The 12032-nt window shown below is 37.8% G+C and carries 9 protein-coding genes and 1 other annotated feature; of the genes, 3 read left to right on the forward strand and 6 right to left on the reverse strand.

Translation table 11 applies throughout. The features are described from left to right. Nucleotides 1–105: 105 nt before the first annotated feature. The 3 genes from BRLA_RS11480 to BRLA_RS11490 form a co-directional block, all read right to left on the reverse strand. Complete coding sequence (locus BRLA_RS11480; RefSeq protein ID WP_003337598.1) at nt 106–1641, reverse strand: FAD-dependent oxidoreductase; 1536 nt, start codon at nt 1639–1641, stop codon at nt 106–108. 232 nt (nt 1642–1873) lie between these two features. After that, a complete protein-coding gene (locus BRLA_RS11485) occupies nt 1874–2251 on the reverse strand; it encodes a replication termination protein (RefSeq protein WP_003337600.1) in 378 nt (125 codons plus the stop codon). Between the two features lie 376 nt (nt 2252–2627). After that, nucleotides 2628–3302, reverse strand: coding sequence for a DUF1232 domain-containing protein (locus BRLA_RS11490; protein WP_022584903.1), 675 nt, complete (start codon nt 3300–3302; stop codon nt 2628–2630). 196 nt (nt 3303–3498) lie between these two features. Here BRLA_RS11490 and BRLA_RS11495 point away from each other — a divergent pair, with 196 nt between their 5' ends. The 3 genes from BRLA_RS11495 (at nt 3499) to BRLA_RS11505 (ending at nt 5540) form a co-directional block, all read left to right on the forward strand. Further along, nucleotides 3499–4095: a hypothetical protein gene (locus BRLA_RS11495; protein ID WP_003337602.1), complete on the forward strand. Its 597-nt coding sequence runs from the start codon at nt 3499–3501 to the stop codon at nt 4093–4095. 733 nt (nt 4096–4828) lie between these two features. Beyond that, nucleotides 4829–5311 (forward strand): DUF2975 domain-containing protein, encoded by a 483-nt coding sequence (locus tag BRLA_RS11500; RefSeq protein ID WP_003337603.1) that lies wholly within the window; start codon nt 4829–4831, stop codon nt 5309–5311. Nucleotides 5312–5321: 10 nt separating this feature from the next. Next, nucleotides 5322–5540, forward strand: coding sequence for a helix-turn-helix domain-containing protein (locus BRLA_RS11505; protein ID WP_003337604.1), 219 nt, complete (start codon nt 5322–5324; stop codon nt 5538–5540). A gap of 781 nt (nt 5541–6321) precedes the next feature. Here BRLA_RS11505 and brnQ read toward each other — a convergent pair. From brnQ to BRLA_RS11520, 3 genes are all read right to left on the reverse strand, one after another. Then, entirely contained in the window at nt 6322–7692 is a 1371-nt protein-coding gene (gene brnQ, locus BRLA_RS11510; RefSeq protein WP_041752148.1) for a branched-chain amino acid transport system II carrier protein, read from the reverse strand. Nucleotides 7693–8070: 378 nt separating this feature from the next. Further along, nucleotides 8071–8323: a binding site (T-box leader), on the reverse strand. 109 nt (nt 8324–8432) lie between these two features. Then, on the reverse strand, nt 8433–10217 hold the full coding sequence (locus BRLA_RS11515) for an ABC transporter ATP-binding protein (RefSeq protein ID WP_003337607.1): 1785 nt from the start codon (nt 10215–10217) through the stop codon (nt 8433–8435). Continuing rightward, entirely contained in the window at nt 10208–12010 is a 1803-nt protein-coding gene (locus tag BRLA_RS11520; protein WP_003337608.1) for an ABC transporter ATP-binding protein, read from the reverse strand. Before BRLA_RS11520 ends, BRLA_RS11515 begins: the two co-directional genes overlap by 10 nt. Nucleotides 12011–12032 lie beyond the last annotated feature (22 nt).

Raw genomic sequence — 12032 nt, forward strand, 5'->3', positions numbered from 1 at the left:
TGTATCCTCCAAACGATCCCTTGAGGCGTAAAACCGCAAAAAAGAAAAGCCAATTCCTTTTTAATGAAGGAATCGACTTATTGATTGCTCTCTTTTCTAAGAGACCTAATGTAATCTTTTTAAAGGAAGCTCTGCTGGACCCTCAAGAACTTCGCCCGTATGTGAAAATCTTGAGCCGTGGCAAGGACAATCCCAGGTCCGATCGCCATGATTCCACTCTGTTTCACATCCTAAATGTGTACATGTCGTATCTACGACGAATAATTGACCTTTTTCATTCTTATAAGCACCCGCACGTTCTCCATTATATAGAACAACACAGCCTTCCCCATCCGCTAAATCTTCTATTTTTCGATCAGGGACTTCAAGTTTCCCACTAATTAAATGCTTAGCGACATCAAGATTTACTGCAAAGAATTCCCTCAAACTAGGATTTATATAAAACCGTGAAGGACGATATAGCTCAAGAAAAGGGTTGTCTCTTTTTAGTACCATATCTCGAAGAAGCTGTGCTGCGGCAGTACTATTTGTCATTCCCCATTTTCTGTAGCCCGTTGCCACTAGAACATTGTGATGATTGGCAGTGATCTCTCCAATATATGGAACCTTATCTAAGGTGACGAGATCCTGAGTTGACCAGCGATAAAGGATTTCCTTTACATCAAATACTTCATGAGCAAATGCTTCTAATGCTTTGTAATGTTCAAGAGTGTCCTTTCCTTGCCCGGTTTTATGACCATCTCCTCCGATCAGCACAAGATCTTCTCCATTCATGCTTACGGATCGTAGAGATCGCGTTGGCTGATCTGCGCTAATATACATACCACCTGGAAACTCTTTTTTCGTTTTAATGGCAATTACATATGATCTTTGCGCTTGCAATCTTGTAAAATAAAAACCCATCCCATCGTAAAAAGGAAAATGGGAACACGAAAGAACATAATTTGCTGTGACGCGTTGACCTTCGCGGGTAATTACAGTTGGCTGATCGCCTTCTTCGAGATCGATGGCCATCGAATTTTCAAAAATGAGGCCTCCATTTTCAACAATCAATTGTACAAGCTTGTCTAAATAAGCTAAGGGATGGAATTGTGCTTGATCTTTCATTGATAACGCATTATGAATGTTAATATCAAAGGGGATGTCATTGACGAGCTCCCCAGGAATACGAAGCTGTTGATAGGCCGAATACTCTTGCTCCAGCTTATGGGCATACTCTTTGGTAGTAGCATAAATATAGGCATCCTGTTGACTAAAATCACAGTTGATTTGATGCTCCGAAACAGTCTGCTTAATAAATTGGAGTGCTTCTGAATTGGCTTCATAATACAGTCTTGCTTTTGTTTGTCCCATATGGCTGATTAATTCATCATAAATCAAATCGTGCTGGGCTGTAATTTTAGCTGTTGTATGCCCAGTAGTTCCATTTACTAACCGATTGGCTTCTAGTAATGCTACCTTCAAGCCTTCCTTTACGAGAAGATAGGCAGCTGTGATGCCAGTTATTCCTCCACCAATAATAACCACATCTACCTTTAGGTCTTCTTGCAAGGCCGGAAATGTCGGCAATTGAATGAAATCTTTCCAGTATGGGTCAGGAAAGCGTGGTAGGTCTTCCCTTCCTATGTCATTACGTGTCATTCGTTATCCTCCGTTTTTCAATCCTTGTTGAAAACAGTTGTTTCCAAAAACCATAGGTTCTTATACCTTGTAAGAGTATTTGGAAGTAATCTTTTTCACGTTTTGAATCTCTAGAAAGGAAATACAAGAAGAATAGCATGTTTCGTCATACTGGTTCGGTTGATTTGATTTTGACTTTTAAAGGTAATCATGTAAGAAGGCTCCTTTGGTTCAGTTCTTGGTCATGATCTTCTTAATAATTATCTGCAACTGCTTTTCGCAATATTTTGATACATCTGTCTAAATCCGTTTTTACGTTTGCCTTATAACGCATCGCTGCTTCATATCCGCCGTCCGAAACAAAATGATAATAAACAACTTCCTTATGCTTCGAATTCATATTAGGCTGAAGCTTTTTTACACGATACAAAATTCCATCCTCTACAAGATCATCAAGAGAACGATAAATCTCCGCGTGATTCGGTCGATAACCAAGATTTTTAAAGTCATGCTGTAAAATATCAAGCATTTGTAGGGCATATCCTTTTTTCATTTCCACCATAGTAATCAAATATAACTTAAGAAAGGCTCTTTGTTTCATTAAAAACCCAGTGCTTTCTCGTTCTGACATAGTGGAGTGTCACCTTCTTTCTATTATTGTACTATGTACTAATTGTACATAAAAGGAAAAAATATACAATGGTTTCTTTTTCTTTCCTCCTTTTGGTAAAAGGAATAAGTACTTTCGTTTAAACTGATAAGCAGTGAGCTATAAGAGGAAAAGGAGCTATTACAAACCACAATGTTTCTAAAATATATATGTACAATTAGTACATAGTACAATTTGTTTTTGATACTTTTTATTAACCATCAGACTCTATCTATGCCATTTATATGTACCTTCTATTTTCTACTCATCATAATACAAACACACTTGTTCTTGATCAAGAACAACTCTTACGTTTATATCTGAACAAGCCTCCCTGTTATTAATCAGTTAAAAAGTTTTATTCCCTATCCTCATTCCTCCTTTGCTCTTCTAGCATCTCTAGTTTTTGCAAGGTCAGTTGAACTGCAATCGCATCATCCAGATATCCAATGGGAAAGACATAATCAGGAATGATGTCAACTGACAAAATAAAATATAGCAGCGCACTGCCAATCACAGCCTTCTCTAGTGGTTGAATCTCCTCATGGCAAAATCGCCCATACATTTCTTTTAATTGCTCAATAAACGGCCCTTCTCCATTCACATTCTCCACTTTCTCTTGAAACTCTTCTTTAATGATTCTACTACCTTCATTCGTTTGTGCATGCTTTTCATATTTTTCTAATTCTTGTTGTACCTGCTTCGTTGTATATTTCCAGTCGAATAAACCTGATGATTCAAGAACCTTTTGGATGTGGTCAATGGAGGTATGAATATCAGATGGTAGAGGCTCTCTAGAGATTGTTAAAGGATATCCAGCCGCTACATATAAAAGGTCCATTGATACTTCAAGACACTTACTGATTTGCTCCAAATGCCTTGGGCGAGCAGCTTGTTTCCCATTTATAATTCGAGAAATGGTTGCCACATTGATTCTAGACTGCTTGCTTAGTTTGCGCATGGACATTGTCCGTTCTTGAAGTAATTTCTTAATGAGAATTCCTAATTCTGTCTCTTTTGACTGGTTTCCCATTACCCATCCTCCCCCATTTACATTTATGAATGCAAACCTGTTTAGATAAAGTAAACATTGGGCACTGGCAATACGCACATTTTCTAAACGTTTTCGTAACATACAAGTAAGAAAAAGCTTTTTCATGATATAGATAGCTTTCACGTAGGAAAAGTAACTAACAACTAAGTTCATTATCAAAAAGGAGTGTATTCCAATGAATGCATTGTTATTAGTTGGTCTTGCCTCATCATCTAGTCTGGATCAATTAAGTGCTACCTTAGCTCATAGCTTAAGAGAACTTCATAATTTAAATGTAACTGCGATATGGATCCCTCTGATCTATTTACTCGTTAGCTTAAGCAGCATTTATTTTGGTCAGTGGATTTCCCTTCTCGTCGTTGGCTTCTTAGTAAGTGTAATTGTTAGTCAAATTATTTTATTAGCGATCGATCGAAAAAATGTGATCGTTCTTGAAAACATTTTTTCCAAACAGCTTACACACATGCTAAGCACTGCTGAATGCTCCTATTGTCATAAATCTGCTCCACTAAAAATAGGAGAAGCAACGATTCTGCTACTTGCTTTTTCGATTCATGCCTTATCAAATAAAGTAATTGCTTTTTTTCATAAACTCCCAGCGATTACGATCACTTTCACAGTATCTCTCTCCAGCTTTTTCACTCTGTGGATGAGTCTAGCCTTTGGAGAAAAAGTAAGAAAGATCAAAATTTGCTCCTTTCATCTTGGCAAATTTGGGACCCTCATCAGCGGCACAATCATCCTATTATGCGTGCTTGAAATGTTTCTGTAAGTGAGATGTCTGTTCCACTCATCACCAACACGTAAATAGACCGGCTTCCCCTCTTACATCAAGGAGACGGTCTATTGTTAAAACAAACGGATGTAAAAATAGGATTGCTGTAACTTGCAAAAATCCAAAAACTATCATGAGGAGAAGAGGTCTTTTGGAAGATACTGTAGATAAAAGAAATCATCCTGAACCGTTTTTTCGTGCAGGCTTTGATAAGAATAGGAGTAATGGCCAAAGATATGCATACAGATCAGGACTTGAAAGGATTTAAAACCCTCGGGATTTTTTAGCCCTAAGGGTTTTTATTTGCTTTCTTATGATAGCTAAGCCTTTTTTCATGCTATGCCTTTTTCTCACCAGTCAATCATTCAGCAAGCTCTTCGGTCTATGACAAAGTGGCAATAGGATCAAAATACCAGGATTTATCGTGTTTTATGCTATTCAGCACACTTATATTGTGTTGAACTAACGGATACGATAGTTGAATACTATACATTGTTGAGCAGACTACCGCAGTCTGCTTATTTTATTGTTTTGTTGAACAAGTTGTAAATTTAACATTTTAAAGTAAGAGCATTTCTTTGTAATGAGAAATGCTTTTTATTTTTTTGCTTAAAATAAAAAGGATATTCCATTAACAATAACAATGTAATAAAAAACGATATAAATTTATTGTAAAACAATAAATTGCGTGTTAAAGTCATTTTATAATTAAATTAGCGAGGTGCTCTTTATGAAACGGGGAACAACACTCTTTTTGAAGATAGCTAATATTCTTATTGGAATCCCAGTTCTTGCATTCTGCATATTTTTGGTGCCTAAGATCGGGAATTTTGCTGGAGAATTGTATCCAGATATTGCTTATATGAAATCCCTCGTTTTAATCGATATGTACGCGGCAGCGATACCTTTTTACTTTGCTCTGTATCAAGCTTTTAAACTTTTAAGCTATATTGATAAGAACCAAGCGTTCTCGGAATTATCCGTAAAGGCTTTAAAGAATATAAAATACTGTGCCATCACAATCAGTACCTTGTATCTGCTAGGTATGCCACTCTACTATCTCATGGCGGAGAGAGTTGACCCTCCAAGTTTCAGACCAATCGGATTGGCTATTATTTTCGCCTCTATGGTGATCGCCGTTTTTGCTGCTGTTCTCCAAAGACTTTTACAAGAAGCTATTAATATAAAATCAGAAAATGATTTAACGATCTGAGGTGTATATCATGGCGATTATCATCAATCTTGATGTAATGTTGGCAAAAAGGAAAATGAGCGTAACAGAACTTTCGGAGAGGGTTGGAATTACTATGGCGAATCTTTCCATTCTGAAAAACAGGAAAGCAAAAGCGGTTCGTTTTTCAACATTAGAAGCGATATGTATGACTTTGGATTGTCAGCCGGGTGATATTTTGGAGTACAAAAGCGACGAAGACACTCAATAAAAACAGACAACAAATTTATTTAACTAACGGGTTCGATAGTATATTAAAAAGAGGTAATTCAGAAACATGTTATTTTGTTCCTGAATTACCTCTTTAGATTTTCCAATTAGATTTCTAAGCACATATGCGATAAACATGTAGTTCTTTAAATTTGTAATAAAGAGCTACAGAAGACTTTATTTTCAAGTTTTAGACTGCATTTATTTATATTAGTTAACACAGTTTAAAACATATTTATTAGAGACAGAAGCTATTAAAGTTTGAGAACCCGCACCAGTTTTGGAGTGCGAGTCTAAAACCTTATTTTTCGTGAACGTCTGATAAAACTTTAGTATAACGACAATTCATGTTATAAAAAACAAAGTTAATGACAAAATATATTATAATTCGTGTCAAAATTACACTAAATAAAGACGAAAAAAACAAGTATTTAGTGACAACAGTAAGTAAAACTCACAAACTCCCTTTCTTTTTCTCACCAGATTCTCAGGAATAGCCATGGATTTTCCACAACGATGAATGGATTGGAGAACACGGCGCTCAAACAGTTCCCTTATCCCGTTGATTACTAAAAACTCTGCATCGAGAATGTGATGCAGAGTTTTTAGTAGTGGTCACTATAACATTACCATAAGGATGCCAAGGAAAAACAGCCGTTCTCACCCTCATGCTCGTGAGATCGACTGTTTGCTTATGATTGTTCCACAGGGTAGCAATATTAAATAAGGATTGATATGGCACAGATGATATAGGGCGATTTATTCAGCAACGCCTTATCTATTTACTGGCTCTCCTCTATTTGTGAAAAGGAAGTATGGGATGTTTTCCCTAGCTGCAACTGATTTTCTTTTCCTTTCCCCCATAAAAATCCAATGCATGCACCAATTAAGGCTGGTAGCACCCACCCTATTCCTTGCTCATACAACGGAAGGTAACGATATATGTTTGTAATGAACGAAACATCTATGAATTTACTTTGCTGTAAGGCGTCTACTAAACTAATCATAGCCGTTCCCAGCAAGCTCATTTTATAAACTGACTTGTATCCTTTAAAAAGGGAATGTCCAAAGGATAAAATGATTAAAACAATTGTTAATGGGTAAATCACTAACAGAATGGGTACTGAAAAAACAATAATTTGATTAAGTCCCAAATTAGCAATAATCATACTCGTAAAGCACACGATTCCCGTCCACACCGTATAAGAAAAACGTGGCATAAGCTTTGCGAAATACTGTCCGCAGGAGGTTATCAGGCCAACCGATGTTGTAATACAAGCAAGAGTAAATACTGTTCCTAGTAAGATTGTTCCGTATTGTCCAAATAAATTGGTGGAAACAGCCGTCAAAATTTCTCCTCCATTTTGATAAGAAGGCAATAAGCTTTGGCTAACCGCCCCTAAATACCCCAGCATAAGATAGATTATAGCTAGTAGGAATCCAGCAAATACCCCTGTTCTCATCGTAAGACGGGCAATTTGCTTTTTATTCGAGATATTTTTTCTCTCAAAGGCTGCAACGATTACTCCTCCAAATAGTAATGCAGCTAATGTATCCATTGTCATATAGCCTTCCATAAAGCCTTTGAAGGTAGCGGACTGTTGGTACGCCTCAACTGCTTTCCCAAAATCACCAATCGGATAAAACTGGCTTTGTATAAAAATGATTGTAATCATGCTAAGTAAAATAGGGGTTAAAATTTTTCCAATACGTGCAAACATCTTAGAAGGATTGAGACAGAGCCAAAAATTGATGACAAAATAAATAACTGTATACACTGTTAATGTCAATGAATTAGCACGTAAAAAATCAGGTAAAAAGGGAACAACACCCATTTCAAATGCAACGTTACCTGCACGCGGTATAACTAAAAAGGGCCCCAAGCATAAGTAAGTCGTCAAGGTAAATACGATAGCAAAAATAGGATGCACCCGATTCGTTAAGACATCTAAGCCCCCACTTTTCGCAATCGCAGTTACCCCTAAGATTGGTAGGCCAACAGCAGTAATGAGAAAGCCAAGCATAGCCTGCCATAAATTTTCGCCTGCCGAAAAGCCCAGTGCAGGGGGAAATACTAGATTACCTGCTCCAAAAAATAAAGCGAATAACATAAGTCCAATATACAACTGTTCCTTCCATGATAGCTGTTTCATTTTTCTTCTCCTTTTTCTCAAAAAAATAAAACCTCTCGCCTTATCATCGTAAAAATGATGACTGAGGCGAGAGGTTCGCGGTACCACCCAGTTTTCTCTAATTCACTCACGAGAATTAGACATTATGAAGTCATAGACTTTCATCCTATAACGTGGATCACTCGGTGTATATTACTTGGGCATTTGCTTTTCACATACACTGCTCATAGGCGACTTCGGAAAAAGATAGTGACCGTTCTCTCAGCCGTGGAACGGATTTCTGTACATCTAGAGCTTCTTTCTACTACTCCTATTCATTGCAAGTAATGAAGATATGAAATTTTACATCATTTATAAAAAAATAAAAAACCTCAGAACGAAATGACATTTATCATCTCATTCTGAGGTGTATATTTTACACGGTACCACTCAGCTTTCTTGCTTTTTCACAAAAACAAGCTCTGTAAGTCAATTATCATGACTCGGGTCTATTAACGAGACCAACCGTTACTCACTACTCGATCTTACTCAATCTTTGGCGAGTAAAGCTCAAAGGTGACATTCGATAATCAGTCCGTCACCACCCTTCCAGCCAAGGGGCAGCTCTCTAATCACACACTTGATTATCTACTATCCTTTTCAATGCCTTTTATATGTAAATGTTAACAAGCAGGAAACATAGTTGCTTTTTATTAATTATAGTCAGCTTTTTGCTACTGTCAAGCGGTACGTTGTTATTTTTGCTATGAGAGAAAAAATGGTTAAACAGAAGATGCTTTAAGCCCATGCTCCTCTGAAAGGCTTGTTTGCATCTTATACAAGGTAGAGTAAAACCCATTTTTCGAAAGAAGTTCTTGATGGCGCCCGTTCTCAACCACCTTTCCTTGATCTACAACATAAATCATATCAGCTTCCTCTACTGTAGAAAGACGATGTGCGACGATTAAGGTTGTTCGATCTTTCATGAGTTCGGCTAAGGCTTTTTGCACCCAATATTCTGATCCAGAATCCAACGCTGAGGTGGCTTCATCCAATAAAAGGATAGGTGCATTTTTTATAATGGCCCGAGCAATCGCTATTCGTTGACGCTGACCACCAGACAGCATGGCGCCACGCTCCCCTACACGGGTTTCATAGCCATTTGGAAGACCCATGATAAAATCATGCGCGTATGCTGCTCTAGTAGCTTCAACGATTTCCTCATGAGTAGCGTCTAGCTTTCCATAGCGAATATTCTCTTCAATTGTTCCCTCAAATAAATAAGCATCCTGTGGAACATAAGCGATCAGGCTTCTCATTTCTTGAAGGCTATATTCTCCAATTGTTTTGCCAAACATGAGGATAGACCCGCTTTTAGCTGGATAGTACCCCAGTAATAATTTAATCACTGTGCTTTTTCCACTGCCACTGGCTCCTACAAGAGCAGCCGTTTCTCCTTCTACAATCGAGAATGAAAAATCATCTAATACTTTCGCGTCAGAATCATATTCAAAAACAATCTGATTCATTTCTAACACCTTATCCTTCTGATAAGGTAGCTCATCGGGTAAGGGGATATAACGTTCAGGTTCAGTTGGTTCTGAAAGGAGCTCAATAACACGAGAAGCACCTGAAAGAGAACTTTGTAGAATCGATAAAACCTGGCCCAGGTGAAGAAATCCTACTGTTACTAATAGTTGCTGTTGAATGATTGCTACAAGAGAGCCTACACCGATTACGTCTTGAGCAACCATGATAATCCCAAAAACCAGCATCCCACCAAAGCTTAAAAAGTTAATGAAAAAGTTGGTTCCTTCTAACAATGCATTCTTATGACCTTGTTTAATTGTTGAAGAGGTTACATGTTCATTCATCTCGATGTAGCGTTGTGTGACAACATGTTTTAAATGGAATATTTTAATAATAGGTAGCCCGGCTAAAAAATCATTCAATCTTTCCGTCAAAACTCCTTGTTGTAGTTGTGTTTTATCACTTATCTTACGCACTGATTTAGCAAATCGTGTATTAATATAAAGAGTTACTGCACTCAGGCCAACCAGTACTGAAGCAAATCTCCAATCTAATAAAAACATACCTGTCAAGGAACCTAGTAAAGAAATGAGAACGATCGCAATCGTCTTGATATGTTCTGAATACGTCCGCTCCATCGTCAGTAAATCATTACTCAATCTGGACATAATATCGCCGGAATGATGCTGTTCATAGTAGCGGGATGGCAATCTCCCTACTTGTTTAAATAAGATTAGCCTCACATCAGCCATTACCTCTTTGACCGTACGACGATACATATAGCTAAACGTTGGGGACAAGATACTCACTAGCAGCAGAGTTCCACTAATCATGAGTACCGCACGAATTAACAAAGCGGTATCCCTGCCGCTGCCGCTAGCAAAATCAGTTACATCTTTAAATACAAACGGTAAAACGATCACAATACCAGCTTGAATAAATCCGTCACCTAGCATACCAAAAATATATTTCTTCTTTCTAGAACCCATAAAAGATAGCAGATATACAAGTTCGTCGAGCCATTTTTTTAAGAACATGAGTATACCTCCTCGTCTGCCAACCTTTTATTTTCCCCCTCAATAAATTGCTTTTTATAAAGTCTCGCATATACTCCATGTTTCGTGAGTAATTCCGTATGTGTTCCACGCTCGACAATATGTCCCCTATCTAATACCAGCAATTCGTCGGCTTCCTTAATCGTTGAGAGACGGTGAGCAACAACAAGAACCGAACGATTTCTTATCATCTGTTCAAGTGCTTCTTGCACCAGTGCTTCGGATTGGGTGTCTAATGCGGAGGTTGGTTCGTCTAATAGCAGAATAGGTGCATCTTTTAAAATAGCCCGAGCAATTGCAATGCGTTGTTTTTGTCCCCCGGATAAGCGTGATCCTCTTTCCCCAGCGATAGTTTCGTAGCCTTCAGGAAGCTGCATAATGAATTGATGGGCATTTGCTGCCTTTGCTGCGGCAATGATCTCATCTCTTGTAGCATCTGTTTTTCCGAATCCTATATTTTCGGCAATAGATACGGGGAAAAGATAGGTGTCTTGAGATACTAGGGAAATATACTTACGCATGTCGCTTAGGTTCCATTCCTGTAGAGTGTGTCCATAAACAGTGATGCTGCTGCCTTCCTTCTCATCTGTCGCGGAGTAAAAACCACATAATAGTTTTAAGATTGTGCTTTTTCCACTTCCACTAGCCCCTACTAATGCAATTGTTTTGTTCTCAGATAAAGTAAAGCTAACCCGATCCAATATTTTTTCATGACCATCATAAGCAAATGATACGTTGTTAAAAACAACTGGTTGTGTGTTTGCTCCCATGTCCAAGCAAGGCTTGTCCTCTTGTTCAATTGGCTGCTCCAGAATATCGAACATACGTTTAGATGCACCCGAAACCTCTTGAACTTGTGCAAATAATACAGGCATGAGAGAAAGTGGCTCTATAATGTAGGTAAGCAAATAACTAAACAAGACCAAATTTCCTAAATCTAACTCCCCTGTTTGAATTAAATATCCTCCGTATGCGATAAAAAACACGATTGGTGCAGAGAAAAGCAACATACCAGGTGCAGTCATCCATGCCCGCTTCTTTTCTACCAAAATTCCTTTCTGCAAAACGAGAGCCATAGTAGAAGAATATTTCCCAAATAACACATCTGTTAAATTAAAAGCTTTGACCATATGTATCCCTGCCAGCGTATCTTGAGCGATGGAGTTAGCTTTCCCGAGGTTCTGTTGTAATTCTTCCGTATGTTTTTGTAAAGGTTTACTCAAAAAATTTATAATCAAAATTGCTACTGGCAAAATGGAGATGCTTAACACAACCAATTTCCAATTAGTAGAAACAAGTAAGCAAAGTGCTCCAATAAAAATAATTGGCATATAAAAAATTTGGTAGAAATGCTGCTGCAAAAAATTCTGTAATACCGTAGCATCGTTTGTTAAGCGAGAGGTAATATCTCCAGAGTGATATTTTTCAACCGCCGAAATAGGCATTTTTTCGATATGATCAGTAACATTATTTTTTAAATCTCGGAGAGCGTTTGCGCTAAATTTTACGGCTGAAAATTTTATGAAATATTTTGAAACAAAGCCGACAATCGTTAATCCGAAAATCAGGGTAGCAAAGCTTATTAGCTTCTGATAGTCATTTGTGCTTTCAACCATCGTTCTAATTAAGATGCCCATCCAAATTTCGACTGTCGCTACGATAAGAGAAGTAACGATACAGAGAAAAACCCAAAAACGATATGGTTTTACATGTGTTAATACCCACTGGAATACAGGTTTTTTTAGGGGTGCTTGCTCTTGTTTTTGAAAATTCATCTGCTGCTCCTCTCGAAAAGAT

The sequence above is a fragment of the Brevibacillus laterosporus LMG 15441 genome (assembly GCF_000219535.2).
GTDB classification, from domain to species: domain Bacteria; phylum Bacillota; class Bacilli; order Brevibacillales; family Brevibacillaceae; genus Brevibacillus_B; species Brevibacillus_B halotolerans.

Coding starts and splice junctions, on each gene's coding strand:
- BRLA_RS11495 (WP_003337602.1), top strand. CDS start 3,499: ATGAATGCATTGTTATTAGTTGGTCTTGCCTCATCATCTAGTCTGGAT.
- brnQ (WP_041752148.1), bottom strand. CDS start 7,692: ATGAAACAGCTATCATGGAAGGAACAGTTGTATATTGGACTTATGTTA.
- BRLA_RS11500 (WP_003337603.1), top strand. CDS start 4,829: ATGAAACGGGGAACAACACTCTTTTTGAAGATAGCTAATATTCTTATT.
- BRLA_RS11480 (WP_003337598.1), bottom strand. CDS start 1,641: ATGACACGTAATGACATAGGAAGGGAAGACCTACCACGCTTTCCTGAC.
- BRLA_RS11520 (WP_003337608.1), bottom strand. CDS start 12,010: ATGAATTTTCAAAAACAAGAGCAAGCACCCCTAAAAAAACCTGTATTC.
- BRLA_RS11485 (WP_003337600.1), bottom strand. CDS start 2,251: ATGTCAGAACGAGAAAGCACTGGGTTTTTAATGAAACAAAGAGCCTTT.
- BRLA_RS11505 (WP_003337604.1), top strand. CDS start 5,322: ATGGCGATTATCATCAATCTTGATGTAATGTTGGCAAAAAGGAAAATG.
- BRLA_RS11490 (WP_022584903.1), bottom strand. CDS start 3,302: ATGGGAAACCAGTCAAAAGAGACAGAATTAGGAATTCTCATTAAGAAA.
- BRLA_RS11515 (WP_003337607.1), bottom strand. CDS start 10,217: ATGTTCTTAAAAAAATGGCTCGACGAACTTGTATATCTGCTATCTTTT.